This window comes from Larkinella terrae (genome assembly GCF_009668025.1).
In the GTDB taxonomy this organism is placed as follows: domain Bacteria; phylum Bacteroidota; class Bacteroidia; order Cytophagales; family Spirosomataceae; genus Larkinella; species Larkinella terrae.
In genome coordinates this window covers 36,295-57,789 of the sequence record NZ_WJXZ01000014.1, presented here as the reverse complement: position 1 = coordinate 57,789, position 21,495 = coordinate 36,295, and the positions used below count along the sequence as shown (strand labels likewise).

The following is a 21,495-nucleotide window of genomic DNA, read 5'->3' as shown; positions in this document are numbered from 1 at the left end:
CGTGTTTTCTTTGCCAAAATCCCATGGTTGAAACCGTGGGCTGATTTTAAATTAATCTTTACCCGATTATTCGGAATTAGCAAAAATCCCACTCATTATTTATGAAATTACTTTACAGCTATTTACGCAGCTTCTGGCCACTCCTGATTCTGGCGCTGCTGCTGGCGGCCATCAACCAGATTTTTTCCCTGCTCGACCCGTATATTTTTCGCAAAATCATCGACCAGTACGTCGTCAAACCGGGTTCGGCCATCCAGCGGCTCGATTTCGGAAGCTTCCTGAGCGACGGCGCCGGTCTGCTGATCCTGCAGGCACTAGGCGTGGCGATGGTCAGCCGGATTGCGAAAAACTTTCAGGATTATTACGTCAACGTCATCACTCAGCGGCTCGGCGCCCGGCTGTATTCCGACGGGTTGCGGCATTCGCTCGATTTGCCTTACCAGGTGTTTGAAGACCAGCGATCTGGCGAAACGCTCGGCAAACTCCAGAAAGTCCGGACCGACGTCGAAAAACTCATTCAATCGTTTGTCAACGTGCTGTTTACGTCCATCGTCGGGATTGTGTTCGTGATGTGGTACGCCAGCACGGTTTACTGGCCGATCGCGCCCGTCTATTTTCTGACCATTCCACTGCTCGGTTTCGTTAGTTCGCTCTTAAGTAAAAAGATCAAGGTAGTTCAGAAAAACATCGTCGCCGAAACCACCGCACTGGCCGGTTCCACCACCGAAAGCCTGCGGAACATCGAACTCGTCAAAAGCCTCGGACTGGCCCAGCAGGAAACCGCCCGGCTGAACGCGACGACCGAAAAAATCCTGCGGCTGGAACTCAAAAAGGTGCGTTACGTCCGATCACTGTCGTTCGTGCAGGGCACATTTGTGAATTTGCTGCGGAACGCCATCATGCTGCTCATGCTGTTTCTGGTGGTGCAGGGACGCATTACGGTCGGCGAATTTTTCTCGTTGTTTATCTACTCCTTCGCCATTTTCGGGCCGCTGCAGGAACTGGGAAACATCATCAATATTTACCGCGAAACGGAAGCGTCGCTGGCTAATTTCCAGCAGATTCTCGACACGCCCCGCGACGTCAAACCGGCGCATCCCATCCCGGTTCAAAAGATTGAGACGCTGGCGTTTGAAGAGGTTCGTTTCAAGCACCTGTCGGCCGACAATCCGGCGCTCGACGGCATTTCGTTCGACGTCAAACTGGGCGAAACCATTGCCTTTGTGGGCCCTTCCGGTTCCGGAAAAACAACTCTCGTGAAGCTGCTGGTTGGTTTGTATCCCCCGCTTTCGGGTCAGATTCTGTACAACGACATTCCGGGTTCGGCCGTTGATCTGGACGAACTGCGCGAACAAATCGGTTTTGTGACGCAGGACACGCAGCTTTTTGCGGGCACGATTCGCGAAAACCTGCGGTTTGTAGCCCCGAATGCCACCGATGCGGAATGCCTCATGGCGCTCCACCAAGCCGCGGCCGATTCGCTCCTGAACCGCGCTCCCCAGGGGCTCGATACGGTGATCGGCGAAGGCGGGGTGAAAGTTTCGGGGGGCGAAAAACAGCGGCTGAGCATCGCCCGGGCGTTGCTGCGTCGCCCGACGCTGCTGGTGTTCGACGAAGCGACCTCTGCGCTCGACTCGCTGACGGAGGAAGAAATCGGCAAAACCGTTCGTCAGCTTTCGGGTTCGCGGCAGCACATCACCATTCTGATTGCCCACCGCCTGAGCACGATTCTGCACGCCGACCGGATTTTTGTCCTGGAAAAAGGGCACATCGCCGAGCAGGGGCGCCATGCCGATTTGCTGTTGCAAAAAGGCCTGTATTACGCCATGTGGCGACAACAGATTGGCGAACGGAAGGAAATGGCTGCGGTTTGATGAAAACCGCCTACACGTCGTTCGACTTCAGCATCTTCTTCATGACGACCGCTGAGGAAGGACATAATTCGCTGAACTGCCGGGTCCGTTGAATGACCATCGGTACGCTCTGACGATCAACGGATTGAAAACCGTAGCGTTCGAAATAAGCACCGGCGCCCGTCGTCATCAAATACACGTCAGTCAAGCCAGTTGCCTGGGCGGTTTCCAGCAAGCGGTTTACAAGCTGCTGACCAATTCGTTTGCCCTGATGCTGCGGATCGACGGCTACAGATCGTAGCAAAGCCACAGAGCCAAAGCGTTCCAGTCCGGCAATTCCGATGATTGCATCGGAGTTTTTCGCTATAATGAAATCGGAAAGTTCGGGCGGCAAATCATCGGTCAGCAAATGAGCCTGTTCCAGCAGGAAAAGAAGGGCTTCCCGGTTTTCCGAACGGGCGGTTTCGATCCAGACAGCCATCTGATTTCAGTGTTAGTTGGGTAAATGGGTTTCCAAAAACTGTCGGCTGAACGCTTTGATCTCGTCGCGTACCCGCCGAAAGGAAGTCAGCGCATCAACACCCGGTTCCTGCCCCGGGTCGGTAAAGCTCCGATGAAACCGCTGCGCGGTTGACGGAAAAACCGGGCATTGCTCCCGGGCATGATCGCAAACCGTAATCACAAAGTCAAACGGAATCGTCGCATATTCGTTGACGTGATTGGACGTGTGCTGCGAAATATCGATTCCATCTTCGGCCATCACCTGAATCGCCAGCGGATTGACGCCTTTCGGATCGACTCCGGCGCTGTAGACCTCGGCCCGGTTTCCGGCAAAATGCTGAAGATAACCCTGCGCCAGTTGCGAGCGGGCGGAATTTCCCGTACAAAGTACCAGAATATTTTTCATAACAGACTGATTAAAGGCTTAACACCTTCCTGATCCGGGCGCACAGCAGGACGACGCAACGGCAGCATAGGCGGTTTCTTTCGTAGGAACTCCGCAACTCTGGTCCCGGTTCCGGGCTTTGCACTGCGTAAAATCCGGCGTCAATGTTACGGTGAAGGTTTCGCCATCGGTCCTAAATTCGTCGGGGTAAAGCTGGCGCGTATCGAAGCGGGAATTTCCAAATTCAATTTTCACCGTCGCCAATGGATTCAGCAGCAACGACTTTTCGACCCGGTTGATGATCGACAGGGCCTTGCTGACTTTCATCGACCGCTCGGTTTCGCGTTGGGCGGGCTCCCAAAGCTGCACAATGACCTCGGTCCAGCTGTTCATCTGCCCCCCGCAATCGACCGAAACGATCGGGGCCTGTTTGATTTCGGTAATGTGAAACGAATCATCGACAAACCGCCCTTCGGCGTATTCAAATTGCAGGTGTTTGTCCGGGTTGTCAACCAGAATTTGCTTAAAATCCTGCCAGTTGACGGAGTCTGAATGTTGCATGGTTTAATGTAATATTACGATGAATAAAGGTAAAAAAAAGCCGCAGGGGTTTTAACAGCAGCCTGCGGTTACAAACGAATCCAGTAGGGTTCCAAAGCTTTGCCGGGCTTCCTCCCAAACGGCTTCGTTGATGCAGTAGCACACGCGGGGCGGATCGATCTCGCCTTTGATGATGCCGATGCGTTTCAGTTCTTTCAAATGCTGCGAAACGGTTGGCTGCGCCAAGGGCAATTCGTCCACCAGATCACCGCAAACGCAGGCTTTTTTGGCGATCAGTAATTGCAGAATTGCGACCCGGGCGGGATGCGCGAAAGCCTTTGCCAGATCCGCCAGGCGGTTTTGCTGTTCTGAAAATATCTCGGTTTTGGTAACCCCCATGTCGCAAATGTACTAATTTTCAAATCAATCGCAATATTACGATTGATTTGTTTTAAAGATTTTTGAATGCGCGATAAAGTCATTAACTAAATTTCCTCCATTTCAAAACCCGGTTTTCGGCTCACGGCTTTCAAAACCGCATAGCCCAGCAATCCGGCCAGAACCGATCCGGTGAGAACGGCAAATTTTGCTTTTGCGGAAATAGCAGGTAGGTCAGGGAACGACAAAAGCGCGATGAAAATCGACATGGTAAAACCAATTCCGCCCAGAATTCCTAAACCGATCATATGGGGCCAGCGGGCGCCTTCCGGCAACACACACCAACCGGCTTTGACCGACAGCCAGGAAAAGAGGGAAATACCAAGCGGTTTTCCAATTACCAATCCGGCAATGATTCCAAACCCGAGCGGGGTCGTCAAGCCGTCAACCATGCCTGACTCGAACCGGATGTTGGTGTTCGCCAACGCAAAAACCGGCATGATGACAAAATGGACCGGTTTTATCAGCACATGTTCCAGTTTTTCCAGCGAAGACTCGGTATCGTCGGGCGTCGTCGGAATGGTCAGGGCGGTCAGCACCCCGGCGATGGTGGCATGGATGCCCGAATGGTGAATAAAGTACCAGATAAACAGACCCGGAATCAGGTAAAAAACCAGGCTTTTCACTCCCATCCGATTGATAATCAGGAGCCCGAGGAAGGTCACACTCGCGTAAGCCAGGTAATTGGTGTGCAGTTCTGTCGAATAAAAAACGGCAATCACGACAATAGCTGCCAGATCGTCGACAATGGCCAGAGCCGCCAGAAAAATCTTCAGCGAAGCCGGAACCCGGTCGCCAAGCAGCGTGATCACGGCCAGCGCAAACGCAATATCGGTCGCCATCGGAATGCCCCAACCACCCGCGGTTTCGGTATTTTTGTTGAACAGAAAATAAATCAGGGCCGGAACCAGAACGCCCCCCAAAGCCGCCAGAATCGGCAAAGCGGCTTTTTTGACGGACGCCAGTTCGCCTTCGATCAGTTCCCGCTTGATTTCCAGCCCGACCAGCAGGAAGAAAACCGCCATCAGCCCGTCGTTGATCCAGATCAGCACCGGATAGCTTAAATCTACGCCCGAAACGGAAAACCCGAGCGGCACGGCCAGCAGGTTTTCAAAAGCCGTACCTGATGACGAATTGGCGATCAGCAGCGAAAGGATGACGCACAAAAAGAGAATGATTCCACCGACGGAGCTTGATCGGAAAAATTCCTGAAAGAGCCTGATAAGAGTTCTTTTCACTTCGTTCCGGTGTTGATTCGAACGCAATAGTAAGCAGAAACCCGTATTTTTCGGCTGGGCAATTGGAAATAAAAACCGGTCGTTAGAACCTGCCGATTTGCATTTACTTTGCAGCATTCCCCAGAAAACCTAATCCATTTCTCATTCCGCATGAAAACCGCACTTCTATTTTTCGGCCTTGTTATACTGATCGTACCGGCCAATGCCCAAGTTTCCCCGACGCCGATTAGCACCAATTATTTGAAATTATTTCCAGGTTCGCCCCAATCGCCGTTCAATCGGCTGGAGCTTTCGTCGGATGTCGATACGAGTTGGAACCGCTGGAAAGAACGCGGCTATCATTTTGGATTTAACCCGCAACTCACGCCGATGTATACCACTGTCAACGGGATTTTAAGTACGCCGTTTATGATCCAAGTGCGCGGCAATGAAAACGAGCGAAACCGCAAACGCTGGGGCTATCACTTGTTTGAAGGCTATGCCAAAGACGACAAATCACGCATCACGATGCTGGTGAATAAACACACCGAAGAAGAAAAACCGGTCGCCGAACTTTATTATTACAGCACGGTGTATACACACGCCGAACCGGCTTACAACTGGTTTAAAATCGGCTCGGATGTTCGGCAGCACTCCTTTCTGTTCAGCCGGGATAAAGCGATTTTTTATGGTTCGCTCAAAATGACCAATGCCCTGACGCTGGGAAATATCGGGCGCGACAATATTCTGGCGGAAAAACCGGTCGCCGACGCGGAAACCAACTACGCGGAAGATGCGAAGCATGTCAATTATCAGGAACTAAAAAACAGCGAAAACGGCACAATCTTTTACGACAAAGACAATAATATCGTCGTCATCAAGATCAACGGAACGTGGATGAAACTGGCCGTGGAAGCGTTGCCGAAAGGCGTGAGTTATTCGTTTTGAAAGGAGAGCTTTTGAATGGAAAATGAGAAATGGAAAAGTGGCCGGATTGCCAGACACTTTTCCATTTCTCATATTCCATTTCAAAATTTAATACCCCGGATTCTGCGTCAGGTTCGGGTTCAGATCGCGTTCGCGCTGCGGAATCGGATACAGCTTGTGCGTATCGGTGATGTTGGTTTTGCCCTTCGCCTTCAGCAGGGGCACCAGCCGATCGGTCCGAACCAGATCAAACCAGCGGTGGCCTTCGGCGTTGAACTCCCAGCGCCGTTCGTCCCAGATGGCCTGCCGGAAAGCGTCCTTCGTCAAAGCCGCCGTGAAGTCGACGGATGAAGCTCCGGTCAACGGAAAACCGAACGCCCGGCGACGAACGGGGTTGATCGCATCCAGAGCCGCAGCCGTGGGGCCGCTGATTTCGTTCTCGGCTTCGGCAAACATCATCAGCACATCGGCGTAGCGAATGATTGGAAAATTGTTGTTCGCATCGCCGAACGCTTTGGCCGACGGATCGACGTATTTATTGAAATGCTGGAATGTATTGACAGTTTTTCCGGCGCCATCGACGTACGAATTGATGAACAGTTCCCTGCGTTTGTCACCGGTTTTGAAGCTGTTGTACAAATCCATCGTCGGAATGAACGACCCAAAACCGCGTCCGGTAATCGGTGAATTTTCGGGTGCAAAGTAGGTTACCATCCCGCTGCCCTGCCCGCTGCCATTGCCGACAAACTGAATCTCGAAAACCGACTCCTTGCCGTTTTTATTCGAAATCGCGAACACGTCGATGTATTTGTCGAACAACCCGTACCCGTATTTGGCGGCATTATCGATCACCTCTTTGGCTTTGGTGCGGGCGTTCGGAAAGTCCTTGCGGGTCAGGAACACCCGCGCCAGCATTGCTTTGGCGGCTCCGGCCGTTACGCGTCCCAGATCAGCACCGGCAAACTTGTCCGGCAATGCGGTTTCGGCTTCCGTCAAATCCTTGATAATCTGTGCATAAACTTCATCGGCGCTCGCCCGGGCCACATCCTTCCCGGCACTCAGCGACTGGGTTTCGGTCAGCATCAGCGGCACCCCGCCGTACCAGCGCACGAGGTAGAAATAGTAGTAGGCCCGCAGGAATTTCGCTTCACCAACCAGGCGTTTTTTCAGCGTCTCGTCCATCGTAATCCCCGGAATCCGGTCGATGGCGGTGTTGGCGCGGTTGATGCCCTGATAAATCACCTGCCAGGTTTGCGCCACCACGCTATTCGTGGCAATGGTCTGGAAACTCCAGAGTTGCACCCGGTCGGCGTTGTTCAGCAGCGGGTCCATATCATCCGACGGCAAATCGCCCATGATGATGAAATTCCGGCTCTGATCGCCCACCTGATTGGCGATATCATAAACCGCATTGACGGCCGCCGTAGCATCGTTCGCATTCGTGTAAAAATTGACCGGAGCCAGCGACGACGGGGGTGTTTCTTCCAGCGAACAGGCCCCCAGCCCCAGTGCCAGTGCGGCCATTAATAGAATTCGATTCGTTTTCATAAAGTGCTGTAATCTCATAGGTTAGAGTCCAATGTTCAGCCCGGCGAGAATCATTTTATTGCCCGGGTAGCTTCCGTAATCGCTCCCCTGGCTCAGCGTGCTTTGCCCAAACCGGTTTACTTCGGGATCAAAACCGCTGTAGTTCGTGAACGTAATCCAGTTCTGCGCGCTGACGTACACTTTCACGTTGTACAGCTTTGCCTTACTCACCAGCGCCGACGGCAGCGTGTACGACAAATTGATGTTTTTCACCCGCAGATACGAGCCATCTTCAATCTGACGACTCGACAGCACGTAGGCATTGCCGACGGCATTGGCGCGCGGAATGGTGTTGCTCGGATTCGTCGGTGTCCAGCGATTCAGCGTTTCCGCCGACTGGTTGCTCACGCCGGTCAGCGATTCCTGCTCAAACCGGTTGATATTAAAAATGCTGTTTCCCGAGGTTCCCTGCATGAAGATGCTCAGTTCCACACCTTTGTAAGAAAACGTATTGGTCAGACCACCGAAAAATTTTGGCTGGGCGTAACCCAGAATCACGCGATCGCTGGCGTTGATCGCGCCGTCGCCGTTTTGGTCTACGTAACGCCGGTCGCCGGGTTTAGCGGTTTTCTGCGCCGAGCCATCGACTTCGGCCTGCGTCTGGAAAATACCGCTCGACTGGTAGCCGTAGAACAACCCAATCTGCTCGCCGACCCGCACCAGGCCCGAGTTCGGGAGCTGTAAATGCCCACTGGCATCGCCCGACGCAAACTCCGTCTGATCGCCCAGATTGAGCACTTTGTTGCGGTTGGCGGCAATGTTGAACGCCGTCGTCCACTTGAAAGCGCCGTTTACATTCGTCGAATTGATGCCCAATTCAAACCCCTGGTTGCGGATACTGCCCAGATTTTGCAGTGCCGACGCGTACCCCGAAACGTACGGCAGCGGCACCGACAGCAGCAGATCGGTGGTTTTCTTGTTGTAATAATCCGCCGTCAGCGTGATGCGGTTGCTCAGCAAACCAACGTCGATCCCCACATCGGCCTGCGCCGTGGTTTCCCAGCGCAGATCAGGATTGGCCACGCGCGACGGCCCGATGCCGATCACTACGGTGTTGTTGAAATTGGCGTTTTGTGTGCCCAACGTCGCGAGTGATTGATACTGCGTGATTTCCTGATTGCCGCTCAAGCCGTAGCTCACCCGCAGCTTCAGGTCGTTGACGACCCGGTTTCCTTTCAGAAAATCCTCTTCCGACAACCGCCAGGCCACCGAAGCCGAGGGAAATACCGCCCACTTGTTGCTGGCTCCAAACCGCGATGAACCATCGGCCCGAACCGTTGCCGTGAGCAGGTATTTACCGGAATAATCATAATTCGCCCGACCGATGTAGGAGTTAAGCTGCCAGTTACTGGCCGACGAGGCCGGAACCAGCGCCGTCGACGCCGAGCCCAGGTTTTCATACGTCAGAATGTCGTTGGCAAACCCCTGCGAACGGGCCTCCACGCTTTCATACCGGTTTCCCTGCATAGTGTAGCCCGCCAGCAACGTCAGGTTGTGGACGTTACCGAAAGTCTTGTTATACGTCAGCGTATTTTCGTTCAGCCAGGTCGACGACTGGTTATTGATGATCGACGCCTGCCCGCTCAATTGCGTTCCCGTTGCGGTATTCCGCGACAGATACAGGCTGCGTTTGGAGTAATTTACATCCGCACCGAAACTCGTCCGGAACGTCAAACCGGGAATGATTTTGTAATCGGCAAAGACGCTTCCGATCATCCGCGTACCAACGGTGAGGTTATACGTTCCCAGTGCCTGCGCCACCGGACTGCCAATCTGGATGCGCCCAGGCGTGTTGAACACCACCAGCGTGCCGTCCGGATTGTAAACCGGTTGGGTGGGCGAGAAATTCAGCGCGCTGTAGACAACCGTTCCGCTCGAACCGCCATCGGCATCCGTCGGAACGGCATTGTTGCGGCTGCGGATTACATTCAGGCTGGTACCGATGTTGAAACGGTCGTTGATCTTGTGGTCGAAATTGAATCGAAACGACGCCCGGTCGTATTTCGAATTGATGATAATTCCCTGCTGATTCAGGTAGTTGGCCGAAACCGCATACCGCGTTTTGTCCGAACCGCCTGAAGCCGTCAACTGATAATTCTGAATCGGCGCTTTCCGAAAAATTTCATCCTGCCAGTTGGTTCCTGCGCCAAAACCGGCGATTTGTTCGTTCGTAAAAACCGGTGCGCGGCCCACATTCGTGTTGGCTTCGTTCACCAGCGTGGCATATTCGGTCGCGTTCAGCATCGGCAGTTTTTTTCGCACCTGCTGAATGCCGTAATACGTCTCAAATTCAATGCGGTTCTGGCCGGATTTCCCGCGTTTGGTCGTGATCAGCACCACGCCGTTGGCTCCCCGCGAGCCGTAAATGGCCGTTGCCGACGCATCTTTCAGGATTTCCATCGACTCGATGTCGTTCGGATTGAGATTGGCTCCGCTTTCGTTATACACCGGAAAACCGTCGATCACGTACAGCGGCTCGTTTCCGGCATTGATGGAATTGCCCCCGCGAATCCGGATGGTAACCCCGCCACCCGGCGCGTTGGAAGCCTGCGTCACCTGCACCCCGGCCGCCCGGCCCTGCAAGGCCTGCCCAACACCCGTTACCGGCACGGCCTTGATGTCTTTTGAAGTCACCGACGACAGCGAACCCGTAACGTCACTTTTCCGCTGGGTTCCGTACCCCACCACGACCACTTCTTCCAGCGCTTTCTGATCTTCCGCCAACGTCACCGTTAGTTGACTGCGACCGCCAATATTCACTTCCAGCGACGCAAACCCCAACGACGAAATGACCAGCGTTCCGTCGGAAGGCGCGTTCAGGCTAAACCGGCCCTGCGCGTCGGTGGACGTTCCGGTGGTCGTACCTTTCACCACCACGTTTGCGCCGGGAATCGCATCGCCCCCGGTTCCGGTTACTTTCCCGGAAACCGGGGCGGTTTGCTGCGCCATCAACAAAGCCGGGAATTGCAGGCAAACCAGGAAGGAGAACCAGATCCACCGACCGACATGAATACCATTTTTTTTCATAGGATTTAGACTAGTAGGATAAGTTAATCCATCGGCTCAAGCGAAAATTCAATGAAGAAAGGAGCCGATTTTTCAATTTCATGAAGCAATAATAATTGCCAGGAGCCTATAAAATGACGGAATAATCTAAATCGAACGCTTTGTCCACCTCTTTGAACGGTTTTTCACACCCCCGAACGCTTTGTCCACTTTTTTGATCAGAAAACAACATCCTGGAATTACAGGAGGTCGTTAAACTTGCACTTTCCAAAAGGAAAGAACGATTCGCGTGAGAAAAAACAGATTCATCGTCACCCTGGCCGAAGTCGGGTCCATTACGCTGCTCGTCTCGCTGTTGCTGTACATGCTGTCGATATTTCTTTAATTTCGGTCGGTCGATCAACCCGGTTTTCGGGTGTCGTTGCCAAACCCTTAGCTTTCCACGTAGCCCGATGCAAACACGGTTTATCCTTTTTACGATTTTCCTTTACTATGGATTGGTCGGCCTGGTACGTGGGCAATTACCGGCTCCCGGTTCACAAAAAACCGCCGTTATCGCTACGCTAAAATCCCACGTTCTGGCGGAAGCGCGTTGGGCGATGCAGCAGGAACCCATCACGGTTACGGCCCAGACATCGCCCCGGAGCGCGGGCGGTCCGCACGATTTTTTCTCGGAGGGCGATTACTGGTGGCCGGATTCGACCAACCCGCAGGGACCGTACATCCAGCGCGACGGGATGACCAATCCCGATAACTTTGTGGCCCACCGGCAAGCCATGATTCGGTTTAGCCGGATTGTGGGCGCGCTGGCGTCGGCGTATGTCATTACGCGCGATGAGACCTACGTTCGGCAGGCTTTCCGGCACCTCAACGCCTGGTTTGTCGATCCGGCCACGCGCATGAATCCGTCGTTGCTGTACACGCAGGCGATTAAAGGGCGCGCAACGGGCCGGGGTATCGGCATCATCGACACCATTCACCTGATGGAAGTGACGCAGGGGGTGCGGGTCATGGAAAAATCTAAAAGTGCGAATCAAAAATCGGTGGCCGCTATTCGTCACTGGTTTACCGATTACCTGACCTGGCTGACGACCCATCCGTACGGCAAAGACGAGATGAATGCGAAAAATAACCACGGAACCTGCTGGGTGATGCAGGTGGCGGCTTTTGCCAGTCTGACGAAAAACGACTCGCTGCTGCTGTTCTGCCGCAACCGCTACAAAACCGTGCTTCTCCCCGACCAGATGGCCGCTGACGGCAGTTTTCCGCTGGAATTGCGTCGGACCAAACCGTACGGTTATTCGCTCTTTAATCTCGACGCGATGACGATGATCTGTCAGATTTTATCCACCCCAACCGACAACCTCTGGGCCTTCCAAACCGCCGACGGGCGCGGCATCCGACGGGGCATTGCGTATTTGTTTCCGTTTGTTCAGAACAAGTCCCGTTGGCCGCAGAAACCGGATGTCATGTACTGGAACGACTGGCCGGTGGCCCATCCGTTTCTGGTTTTCGGCGCGCTGGCTTTCAAACAGCCGGATTGGCTGACCACCTGGAAGAAACTGGACCACGATCCGCAGGTTGAGGAAGTATTAAGAAACCTGCCCATCCGAAATCCGGTGATCTGGCTGTAAATCAACTTCAGTAAGCAGTGTAACCCGAAATTTCTGGCCGCGTAGCGGTCAAATGTTTGCAGAATTAGAAAGTATTCAAAATTCGCCCGCGTGCCGTCAGGTACGCAATTGTCCAGATGTTGCGTACCTGACGGCACGCGGGCGGACTCATGAGATCTACTTGGCTACAAATATTTCGCACCTATGGTGCTTAACAAACTCACTATTACCCGATAGTTAAAGCGCCATTTATATCAATCTACCATTTTAAATCTACACAAATTGCGAACGGACCAAAGTCCGCGGGTACATAAAAATGAAAATACGTAAACTAACCGTCATCATTCTGGGCCTTATTCCGGCAATCAGCTCCATACCAAACTCGTCCATCAAATCCCTGCTCGCATTGGCCGAACAGCAAACGCGTCTGATGCTGAGCGAGGTAGCGGTCGCCGACAAGAAACCGGTCGGGAACAAACCGCCCGTTGTGTCGCCCCGAACGCTGGATGAATCGGGCGCGCTGCAACTGGTTCCGGCCCGCGACTGGACGAGCGGTTTTTTCCCCGGCGAGTTATGGTACCTCTTCGAATATACCGGCAAACCGGATTGGGAAAAACAGGCCCGGTTTTTCACCGCCAATCTGGAACATGAAAAGTGGAATGCCGGTACGCACGACATGGGTTTCAAAATCTATTGTAGTTACGGCAACGGTTTTCGGTTGACCAAAGATCCGGCCTATCGCGACGTCATCATCCAGGGAGCCAGATCGTTAAGCAAACGATTCAAGCCGACGGCGGGCATCATCCGATCCTGGGACCATCACCAGGAGGTCTGGCAATGTCCGGTGATTATCGACAATTTGATGAACCTGGAACTGCTGTTTGCGGCCACCCGCCTGACCGGCGATTCGACGTTTTATAAGATTGCGGTGACGCACGCCCAGACGACGCTCAAAAACCATTACCGCCCCGACCACAGCTCCTACCACGTCGTCGATTACGACACCCTGACCGGAAAGGTTCTGAAGAAAAACACGCACCAGGGTTTCAGCGACGAGTCGGCCTGGGCGCGGGGGCAGGCCTGGGGGCTTTATGGCTACACTGTTTGTTACCGCGAAACCAAAAATCCGGTTTTTCTGCAACAGGCCGAGGCCATTGCCGCATTCATGCTCAACCACCCGCGAATGCCGCAGGATCTGGTGCCGTATTACGATTTCGATGCTCCGGCGATTCCAAACGAATTGCGCGATGTGTCGGCGGCAGCGGTGATGGCATCGGCGCTGTACGAGCTCAGTACCTACGGTCCGGCGAATGCGCAATACCGCGTCAAGGCCGATCAGGTCATTGCCAGCCTGTCTAAAAACTACGCATCGCCCGTTGGAAAAAACCACGGTTTTCTGCTGTTGCACAGCACCGGCGCGAAGACATTTGAGCGCGATGTGCCGCTGATTTACGCCGATTATTATTACCTCGAAGCCTTGTTGCGGGCGAAAAAACTGAATGATAAAAAACCGCTATTTTGAACTACTGATCAACTGATCATGCAACGGGCAAGCCGTTAATTCCCTCTTTGGCTCATATTCCTGACCCCGAACATGAGCAATACTACTACGATTCGAACCAGCTTTTATTCGCTTGGCTGGCTCCCGCTGGTCCTTTTGGCTTTCCTCTCCGGCTTCGCCCAGTCGCGCAATCCTGCTTTAGATAGCATGGGGGCCAATATGGGGCGACAAAACTGGAAAGCCGCCATCGAATGGGCGTTGAAAGCCGGAGAAGCCAATCCCGAGGATAAATACTGGCGCTACCTGAATGCGGCCGATTTCGCCAGCCGCGACAAAAACGCCGACCTGACCTTTCACTACCTCAATCGGGTGGTCGATTCCGATATTTTCACCAAGGGGCCTTATAGTAATAAAAGTTTCGACTGGCTCCGGTCGGATCCCCGCTGGGCGGTTTTTATGGCGAAAGTAAACGAAGCGAAAGAACGGGAACGCCAGCACCGCGTCAAGACCAGTTTGCCGTACCGACAGCTCCAGAAACAGTTGCTTTCAAAAGCCCGCAACGAACGGGCCACCTTGGCTAAAATTCCGACAGCCTCTGAGCTTTATCAACAACTTCACCAGCCCCATTCCCCACGTCCAAAACCAGTGCAAGGCCGGTACCAACTGGTCTGGCTGGCGTTCGCCGATTCCATCGAGGTTCCGTATTTCATCCAACTACCGGCTCAGTTTGACGCGCAGAAGGACTATCCGATGGTTGTGGTGCTGCACGGCGCCGTGGCACAACAGGCTTCTTTTCCTGACGTTGCCGATTCGACCCACACGTTTTTCGGGCAATCCTTTATGAATCAGGCCAGTGAGTCGGGACTGATCACGGTTTTTCCCTACAGCACCCGGCGATACAACTGGATGATGCCGGACGACGGTTTTGACATTGTGCCTCAAGTGATTCGGGAAGTCAAAAAGATGTACAACATCGACGACAGCCGGGTTTACGTAACCGGCCATTCGAACGGCGCCACCGGAGCTTTTTCGTACCTGATGAAGCAACCGGGTTTGTTCGCCGGTTTTTCGGGGATCAACAACCGCCCGCAGGTCCGAACCGGCGGGACATTTTTCCGAAATGCCCAAAACCGCTCATTCTACAACGTAGCGACGGATTATGATTACTATTTCCCGTTCGAAGGGCATCGTTCGCTGGTGGATGTCGCGAAAAAATGGCAGGTCGATTGGCAGAACATCGAAGTGGAAGGTCATCGGTCGCACGGCTATCTGATTGCTTCAAAGGATTCGGCCACCCGGGGTATCTACCGGCAGCTTTTTGCCGACATGCTAACCAGAAAGCGCAACCCGTTTCAAAAACAGCTCTATTGGGAATGCGACAATCTCCGGCACAACCGCTGCGACTGGCTGGAAATCAACACGCTGGACACGCTGTCGGCCCCGGCGGAATGGCATCAGGCCGTCAATTTTCAGGTCACCGGCTGGCGCGATGTGTACAGCCCGGCTACCGTAAAAGACAGCACCTCGCAGGCCTTCGTTTTTCCCCGAAAATCCGGGGCGGTTTCGGCAACCTATAGCCAAAACCAGTTTATTCTGAAAACCTCTCGCGCCGGATCGGTTACGATTTACATCTCGCCCGAAATGGTTGATCTGAGTCGTCCCGTCAAGGTGATTATTAATAACAAAACCGTCTTTAATGCCCGAATCAACATGGATAAGGCATTCATGCTGAGCGAATTCGACCGGGAAGCCGATCACCAGGCCGTGTGGGTAAACCGCCTGACGTTCAACGTTAAGTGAGCAAAACCGCTACTTGATTCCGCTTTTCTTTTCGTATTCGGGAAGTCGTTTTTTGTAGTCAGCCACATCCCACTTCAGGTCCCAGTACTTCACGTAATCGGCCAGGGGCGGCAAACCGACGTCGGCCCGGCGTTTGTCCACATTATCCGGATCGTTCATCGGCAAAACGTACGCTTTGCCGTCGTTGTCCTGCCCGATCTGGCTGCCGTAGGTTTGCCGCCGACCCTCGCCCAGCGCTACGCGATCTTCCAGCAACGCCAGTGAGCTGGGTTCGGCCTTTTTGGTTTTCACGGCTTCCCGCATCATCGGAAGGTATTTTTGCTGCGTCGCCAGATCCGCGTGCTGAATCACCAGAAACAGCGTCATGTTGGCCTGAGGACCCACTTTGTCTTCGCCCAGCCAGCCGTACTGATCCAGAATCGCCTTAACCTCAACCAAATTGGCACTGTCTTTCTGCTCGATCATCTTCCAGTGGTTTTGCACCTCTCTGGAATTAAAACCGTATTTCTGGCTCAGCGAATCGATCTGTTTGCGGTATTTCTGATCTTCGTCGTAAATCGCTAACAATTTGGCCTGCAACGGCTTGTCGTAATTCGCTTCGATTTTGTCGACTTTGGTTTGCATCCGACCTACCAGCTCTTTCCACTCATTTTTAGCGTGAAGCACGGCCAGATCGCTGTCCGTTTTCATGTGCCGGATGTTGATATAACCTTTGTTAAATGCCTGATTGAGCCAATCGAGCGCCAGTCTGGTATCCTTCATCAAAGCTGCCGAACAGGCCGCATTGTAGAAATCCGTACGGTTTTTCTGTTCGAGTTTGAACGCCCGTTTATACAGCTCGACCGACTTGGGGTATACTTTTTCGTTGTACTTCTTTTCGGCTTCGCTAATCAGGGATTTGTAGGTTTGCGCGTACGTAAGTGACTGAAAGAGAAAGGCAAGAACCAGTAGTGTAAACCGCATAACGTTTCCATTTAGTTACGCAATTTAACTAAAGAGGTAGTTTATTCACGTCCGAATTGGAATGTGCTTTAAATTAGAGATGTTTTTCTTATCATAAGGCCCCGTTCTTTTTCCGAATAAATGGTGCGAAACCACGGCCTGCCTATGCAGTTTTCAGTCCCGTAGGGACGCTAGGTTTGTAGCCAAAAGGTTGATTTACATTGTCCAGCGTGCCTTTGGGTACGCAATATTTTTGCTTAGGTTGCGTAACCAAAGGCACGCCCGAACGCGCAAAAACGACTCCGTTTTCTACAAACCTAGCGTCCCTACGGGACTGAAAATCGCCTACTTGTTAGCAATTACGGACTTTCGTGACTGAAGCTTTGCCACTCAAAACACCAGCTCCGTTTGCCGGGTTTCCAATTTAAGCAGATAGGCTTTTGCTGCCAGCCCACCCGCAAAACCGGTCAACTTCCCGGTCGAGCCAATGACGCGGTGGCAGGGCGCAATAATCGAAATCGGATTTTTCCCATTGGCCGCTCCCACCGCCCGAACGGCTTTGATATCTCCGATTTGCCGGGCAATGTCGCCGTAGCTCCGCGTTTCCCCGAAGGGGATGGTCAACAGCGCCTGCCAGACTTTCCTCTGAAATTCGGTGCCGATAAAATCCAGCTGGAAGGAAAAAACCGTCCGCTTTCCCGCAAAATAATCGTTCAGTTGCTGTTCGGCTTCAAGCAGCACCGGATGCGTCTCATCCTCAATGGTTGCGTTGATGGGAACGCGACGCGGATCGTCATTTTCCCAGAGAACGGCAGCCAGGCCCTTGTCGCTTCCCACCAGCTTCAATTGCCCCACCGGCGAAGGCATTGTTTTGTAATAATAGTCCATTTTGTTTACTGTCGATTGGTTTCGTGGAAATCTTGCTTCAGGTCTCGTACCTACCGTACGATTGACAACGGAGGGCGAACGTATTTTCTACAAACATTGCGTCCCGCCGGGGCTTTAAAATCTCAAAAACCGCTTTATTGTAAAAATTGATACGCCAAACTACCTGATAATTAAATCTATACTACTTCCGTCTCTTCCGCACACCGGTTGGCATACTCCGTCGGCGTGACCCCAAACTGGGCGCGGAAAGCCCGGCTGAAATACCGGGGATCGCCAAATCCGACGGCAAACGCGATTTCCGAAATACCGGCTTTTTTCTGTTTCAACAAACTTTCGGCCTTTTTCAATCGCGTTGTCCGCAATAAATCGATCACCGACAAACCAGTCAGCATCTTCACTTTTCGGAACAAAACCGGTCGGCTCATGCCCATTTCACCCACCAGACTGGTTACATTGAAGTCGGCATTGCTGAGGTTGGCGTTCAGAACCGTTAGCAGTTGATTCAGAAATTTGTCGTCCGGGTGATCCAGTTGCTGCGGCTGAGGTTGCAGCGTTACGATCCGGTGGTATTTCGCCTTCAACTGCTCTCGAAGCAACAACAGGTTGCGCACCCGGGCCTGCAGCAAAACCGGGTGAAAGGGCTTGGTCACGTAATCATCGGCCCCGATTTGCAGCCCCGTCAACTGATCGTCCGTCGTGCCTTTTGCCGTCAGCATAATCACCGGAATGTGGCTGGTTCGCGGGTCAGACTTGATGCGGTTGGTGAGCGAAAAACCGTCCATTTCCGGCATTGCGACGTCGGTAATGATCAGGTCAGGCAACAGTTGGGCGGCTTTTTCCCAGGCAAGAACGCCGTTGGCGGCCTCAACTACCTGCGCGGTTTCGGCAAACAAATCCCGGATGTACGCCCGGATGTCTTCCTGATCTTCAACGATTAAAATAAGCGGTTTTCCCAAAACCGGTTCTCCTTCCACCAGCGTGTCGACGGTTTCACGCAAAGCCGTCGGACGGAGTGATTGCCAATCGGTTTCGGTCGGCATCTCACTCTGAACCGGTCCGGACCAGGCGGATGAAAAACCGGGCAACGTAATGGTAAAGCGCGTAAAACCAGGCGTTTGCAAATTAGACTCCCGGCTTTCGACAGTGATTTGTCCTTCGTGCAGATCGACAATACTTTTGCTGAGCGCCAGACCCAACCCAAAACCGGAGTCGCGCTTTTTCGAAGAACTGCTCTGATAAAATGCGTTGAAAATCGGGTCCAGTTCATTCGCCGGAATCCCGCTGCCCGTGTCTTCGACGGTGATGATGGCGCTGTTTTCGGCATCCGACGCGCCAAATTCCTGTTGCAGCCGGACCGAAATCGTGCCGCCCGCCGGAGTAAATTTAAAGGCGTTGAGCAGCAGATTGTACACCACTTTTTCCATTTCCCCGGCATCGATCCAGACCGGCCATTTTGTTACTTCCGACTCGTTCAGCAGCGTAACCTGGCGCGACCGGGCGTGTTCCCGGAACGAGGCCGTAATTTTTTCCAGAAAAACCACCAGATCGGTTTCCCGTTTCTGCAACTGACTATGACCGGTTTCGTGTTTCCGGAAATCCAAAAGCTGGTTCAACAGCCGCAGCAATCGGTCGGTGCTGCCGCGCATGATCGCCAGTTGCTTCTGTAGAAACGCATCCTGCGGGTTATGGGTAGTCAGCACTTCGATGGGTCCCATCACGAGCGTCAAAGGCGTCCGGATTTCGTGGGCAATTTCGGTGAAGAAATTCAGTTTGGTCTGGTGTAATTCCTGCTGCCGGTTTTTCTCGTTCTGTTCCAGTTCCAGTTCGTGCGCCAGTCGTAGCCGGTTCCGGTTAAACCGCGACCAAAGTCCCAGCAACCCAATGAATGTCAGCGCATACAGCAAGTACGCCCAGCCGGTTTTCCAGATAGGCGGCAACACGGTTATTTTCAATTCGAGCGGTTTTTGATTCCAGACGCCGTCGTTGTTGGCCCCTTTCACCTGCAGAACATACTCGCCCGGCGCCAGATTCATGTACATCGCCCGCGGTTCGCTCACGTAATTCCAGCCCTTGTCGAAGCCAAGCAACCGGTAAGCATAGCGGTTTTTTGACGAATTGATGTAATTGAATGCCGCAAAATCGAGCGAAAACACATTCTGGTGGTGCGTAAAGGTCAGTCCTTTCCGGTAATCGATTCCGTCGGAAGCGAGGCTGGTTACCGGCTCATTGAATAACCGCAATTGCGTAAACGCCAGCCGGGGCGGTGTCGTATTCCGGCGAATGCTGTCCGGATGAAATTGAACAATTCCGTTATAGCCGCCAAAATAAAAATAGCCCTGTGCATCCTGATACGTTGAATTAGACGTAAATTCCTTAGAAATCAGTCCGTCGTGTTTGTTGAACGAAATGATCTTCGACGGAACCGGATCGAGCTGCGCCAGGCCGTTGTCCGTACTGATCCAGAGCCTTCCCTGGCTATCTTCCCGAATGCCAAAAACCGTATTGCTGGGTAAGCCATCGGCCATCGTATACTGCTGAAACGAGCGGTTGTCGGGCAAGAGTAGGTTCAACCCGCCGTCGCGCGTGCCGATCCAGAGCCGACGCTGGCGGTCTTCGAGAAAACAGGTAATGTGGCTGCTGCTGATCGAAGCCGGGTTGCGTTCATCGTGAAAAAAGTGCTCAAATCCGTCTTCATTCGGCAATTTCCGGTTCAAACCGTTCGTCGTCCCCACCCACAGCCGTTGCTGACTGTCGATCAGCAAGCTCATGGCATTGTTGGAACTGAGCGAGTTTTTCTGCTCCGGCCGGTGGCCAAACTGAATGAACGACTGCGTTTTCGGCTCGAATCGGCACAAACCACCCAGATTGGTAACTACCCACAGTGTTCCGTCCGCATCCCGTTTCAGATCATAAATCCGATCATTGGGCAACGAGTTCGGATTGTTGGGTTCGTGCAAATAGCGCGTAATGGTTTGCCGACGCAAATCCAGGTAATTCAATCCCTGAAGCGTTCCGACCCACAAACCGCTCGCTCCATCGGCCAGCAGGCATTTCACTTTGTCGTTGGAAAGCGACTGATTATTTTTTGGATTATGGACATAATGACGGGCAACGGTTTTGTCGGCATTGAGCAGAAAAAGCCCACGATCCTCGGTGCCCAGCCAGAGCTGATCCGGGGCATTGGCGCGCAACATCGGCCCCGCGATCTTAAAAGGCATTCCACCCTGATTGCCAATGGGCCGGAAGGAAGCAAACTGTCGGGCCAGCGGACTGTAGAGGTCGACTCCGCCGTAATACGACCCCACCCAAACCGAGCCATCGCGATCGCGAAAAATGGATCGAACCGAATTGTCGCTCAGCGATCCGGGGTCAGTGGGCTGGTTGGTCAACGCCCGAAACCGGCTGCCGTCCTGCGCCACAATGTACAAACCCGCCATGGTCCCGACCCAGAAATGGGCAGAACCGTCGGCCTGAATCGTTCGGATGGTTTGGGTCTTGAGATCTAATCCGGTGGCCGCCGTCCACGAAACAACACGATCCAATCGCCTGTCAAACAGGGCAATACCGTGCCGTTCGGTACCGAGCCACAACCGCCCGGCCCGGTCTTCGGCAATGGCATTGATGCCGTTGAAGGCATTATGGTACTTCAAATCCGAAGCTTCCAGAAAATAATGGATCAGTTGAAATTTTCCCGAAGGCGCTGGCCGGAGTTGCACCAGTCCGCCGGACGTTCCGACCCAAAGATTGCGTTCCCGGTCTTCGTGGATGGTTCGGACGTGCTGGTTTTTCAGGTCCTGGCGGTTTTGGGTTAACTCAACGAGCCGCTCAAACCGGTGCGGTTTTTCAGCCTGAAGGCGGTACAAACCGTTCAGGGTTCCGACCCAAACGGAGCCGCGACTGTCTTCCGCCAGACTAATAATGGTCGAATCCCGCGAATGATTGAACGAAAACCGCTGAAAATCATCCGTTTCAGGACGATATAATGCCAATCCGCGCGTGGTACCGACCCAAAGCCGCCCCCGTTTATCCAGCAGCAGACTGTTGATGGTATTGGACGCCAGACTCCGCAGATTGTCGCTCCGATTTTTGTAAACCGCTACCTGCCGGGAATCGTAGCGGTTGAGTCCGTCGCGGGTCCCGAACCACATAAAACCGTGGTGATCCTGCGCAATGGCGTACACGCTGCTTTGCGACAAGCCTTCTTCCACGCCGAGGTGGCTGAAACTCAGTCCGACCGACTGGCAGAATGCCATCGGAAGCAGGAGAAAATTAGTAAGAATGCCCAGCCAAAACCGGG

General features: G+C 53.2%; 15 protein-coding genes. 5 read left to right on the top strand and 10 right to left on the bottom strand.

What is annotated here, in order from left to right:
• Positions 1 to 101: 101 nt before the first annotated feature.
• Entirely contained in the window at positions 102 to 1,874 is a 1,773-nt protein-coding gene (locus GJJ30_RS22300; RefSeq protein ID WP_154177412.1) for an ABC transporter ATP-binding protein, read from the top strand.
• A gap of 10 nt (positions 1,875 to 1,884) precedes the next feature.
• On the opposite strand, the gene arsN2 is transcribed toward GJJ30_RS22300, so the two are convergent.
• From arsN2 to nhaA, 5 genes are all read right to left on the bottom strand, one after another.
• Complete coding sequence (gene arsN2, locus GJJ30_RS22295; RefSeq protein WP_154177411.1) at positions 1,885 to 2,334, bottom strand: arsenic resistance N-acetyltransferase ArsN2; 450 nt, start codon at positions 2,332 to 2,334, stop codon at positions 1,885 to 1,887.
• A 12-nt stretch (positions 2,335 to 2,346) separates the two neighbouring features.
• Positions 2,347 to 2,760, bottom strand: a complete 414-nt coding sequence (locus GJJ30_RS22290; protein WP_154177410.1) for an arsenate reductase ArsC — start codon at positions 2,758 to 2,760, stop codon at positions 2,347 to 2,349.
• 18 nt (positions 2,761 to 2,778) lie between these two features.
• Complete coding sequence (locus tag GJJ30_RS22285) at positions 2,779 to 3,300, bottom strand: DUF6428 family protein (RefSeq protein WP_154177409.1); 522 nt, start codon at positions 3,298 to 3,300, stop codon at positions 2,779 to 2,781.
• Positions 3,301 to 3,351: 51 nt separating this feature from the next.
• On the bottom strand, positions 3,352 to 3,678 hold the full coding sequence (locus GJJ30_RS22280) for an ArsR/SmtB family transcription factor (protein WP_154177408.1): 327 nt from the start codon (positions 3,676 to 3,678) through the stop codon (positions 3,352 to 3,354).
• An 86-nt stretch (positions 3,679 to 3,764) separates the two neighbouring features.
• A complete protein-coding gene (nhaA, locus tag GJJ30_RS22275; RefSeq protein WP_310588362.1) occupies positions 3,765 to 4,955 on the bottom strand; it encodes a Na+/H+ antiporter NhaA in 1,191 nt (396 codons plus the stop codon).
• Positions 4,956 to 5,105: 150 nt separating this feature from the next.
• Here nhaA and GJJ30_RS22270 point away from each other — a divergent pair, with 150 nt between their 5' ends.
• On the top strand, positions 5,106 to 5,882 hold the full coding sequence (locus GJJ30_RS22270) for a hypothetical protein (RefSeq protein WP_154177406.1): 777 nt from the start codon (positions 5,106 to 5,108) through the stop codon (positions 5,880 to 5,882).
• An 87-nt stretch (positions 5,883 to 5,969) separates the two neighbouring features.
• Here GJJ30_RS22270 and GJJ30_RS22265 read toward each other — a convergent pair whose 3' ends face one another.
• Together GJJ30_RS22265 and GJJ30_RS22260 are read right to left on the bottom strand one after the other, a co-directional pair.
• Positions 5,970 to 7,409, bottom strand: coding sequence for a RagB/SusD family nutrient uptake outer membrane protein (locus GJJ30_RS22265; RefSeq protein WP_154177405.1), 1,440 nt, complete (start codon positions 7,407 to 7,409; stop codon positions 5,970 to 5,972).
• Between the two features lie 21 nt (positions 7,410 to 7,430).
• Positions 7,431 to 10,475, bottom strand: coding sequence for a SusC/RagA family TonB-linked outer membrane protein (locus GJJ30_RS22260; protein WP_154177404.1), 3,045 nt, complete (start codon positions 10,473 to 10,475; stop codon positions 7,431 to 7,433).
• A 431-nt stretch (positions 10,476 to 10,906) separates the two neighbouring features.
• On the opposite strand from GJJ30_RS22260, the gene GJJ30_RS22255 reads away from it, so the two are divergent.
• From GJJ30_RS22255 to GJJ30_RS22245, 3 genes are all read left to right on the top strand, one after another.
• On the top strand, positions 10,907 to 12,088 hold the full coding sequence (locus tag GJJ30_RS22255; RefSeq protein WP_154177403.1) for an alginate lyase family protein: 1,182 nt from the start codon (positions 10,907 to 10,909) through the stop codon (positions 12,086 to 12,088).
• Positions 12,089 to 12,383: 295 nt separating this feature from the next.
• Positions 12,384 to 13,589 carry a glycoside hydrolase family 88 protein gene (locus GJJ30_RS22250; RefSeq protein WP_154177402.1) on the top strand — a complete coding sequence of 402 codons (1,206 nt, stop codon included), beginning with the start codon at positions 12,384 to 12,386 and terminating at the stop codon, positions 13,587 to 13,589.
• Between the two features lie 72 nt (positions 13,590 to 13,661).
• Entirely contained in the window at positions 13,662 to 15,368 is a 1,707-nt protein-coding gene (locus tag GJJ30_RS22245) for a hypothetical protein (RefSeq protein ID WP_154177401.1), read from the top strand.
• Positions 15,369 to 15,377: 9 nt separating this feature from the next.
• Here GJJ30_RS22245 and GJJ30_RS22240 read toward each other — a convergent pair whose 3' ends face one another.
• The 3 genes from GJJ30_RS22240 to GJJ30_RS22230 form a co-directional block, all read right to left on the bottom strand.
• Positions 15,378 to 16,331, bottom strand: a complete 954-nt coding sequence (locus GJJ30_RS22240) for a DUF6624 domain-containing protein (RefSeq protein WP_205880598.1) — start codon at positions 16,329 to 16,331, stop codon at positions 15,378 to 15,380.
• Positions 16,332 to 16,700: 369 nt separating this feature from the next.
• On the bottom strand, positions 16,701 to 17,198 hold the full coding sequence (locus GJJ30_RS22235) for a methylated-DNA--[protein]-cysteine S-methyltransferase (RefSeq protein ID WP_154177400.1): 498 nt from the start codon (positions 17,196 to 17,198) through the stop codon (positions 16,701 to 16,703).
• Between the two features lie 176 nt (positions 17,199 to 17,374).
• Positions 17,375 to 21,451, bottom strand: a complete 4,077-nt coding sequence (locus GJJ30_RS22230; protein ID WP_154177399.1) for a hybrid sensor histidine kinase/response regulator transcription factor — start codon at positions 21,449 to 21,451, stop codon at positions 17,375 to 17,377.
• Positions 21,452 to 21,495: the final 44 nt, after the last annotated feature.

Coding starts and splice junctions, on each gene's coding strand:
- GJJ30_RS22285 (WP_154177409.1), bottom strand. CDS start 3,300: ATGCAACATTCAGACTCCGTCAACTGGCAGGATTTTAAGCAAATTCTG.
- GJJ30_RS22265 (WP_154177405.1), bottom strand. CDS start 7,409: ATGAAAACGAATCGAATTCTATTAATGGCCGCACTGGCACTGGGGCTG.
- GJJ30_RS22300 (WP_154177412.1), top strand. CDS start 102: ATGAAATTACTTTACAGCTATTTACGCAGCTTCTGGCCACTCCTGATT.
- GJJ30_RS22230 (WP_154177399.1), bottom strand. CDS start 21,451: ATGGCATTCTGCCAGTCGGTCGGACTGAGTTTCAGCCACCTCGGCGTG.
- GJJ30_RS22255 (WP_154177403.1), top strand. CDS start 10,907: ATGCAAACACGGTTTATCCTTTTTACGATTTTCCTTTACTATGGATTG.
- GJJ30_RS22240 (WP_205880598.1), bottom strand. CDS start 16,331: ATGCGGTTTACACTACTGGTTCTTGCCTTTCTCTTTCAGTCACTTACG.
- GJJ30_RS22250 (WP_154177402.1), top strand. CDS start 12,384: ATGAAAATACGTAAACTAACCGTCATCATTCTGGGCCTTATTCCGGCA.
- arsN2 (WP_154177411.1), bottom strand. CDS start 2,334: ATGGCTGTCTGGATCGAAACCGCCCGTTCGGAAAACCGGGAAGCCCTT.
- GJJ30_RS22280 (WP_154177408.1), bottom strand. CDS start 3,678: ATGGGGGTTACCAAAACCGAGATATTTTCAGAACAGCAAAACCGCCTG.
- GJJ30_RS22270 (WP_154177406.1), top strand. CDS start 5,106: ATGAAAACCGCACTTCTATTTTTCGGCCTTGTTATACTGATCGTACCG.
- GJJ30_RS22290 (WP_154177410.1), bottom strand. CDS start 2,760: ATGAAAAATATTCTGGTACTTTGTACGGGAAATTCCGCCCGCTCGCAA.
- GJJ30_RS22260 (WP_154177404.1), bottom strand. CDS start 10,475: ATGAAAAAAAATGGTATTCATGTCGGTCGGTGGATCTGGTTCTCCTTC.
- GJJ30_RS22235 (WP_154177400.1), bottom strand. CDS start 17,198: ATGGACTATTATTACAAAACAATGCCTTCGCCGGTGGGGCAATTGAAG.
- GJJ30_RS22245 (WP_154177401.1), top strand. CDS start 13,662: ATGAGCAATACTACTACGATTCGAACCAGCTTTTATTCGCTTGGCTGG.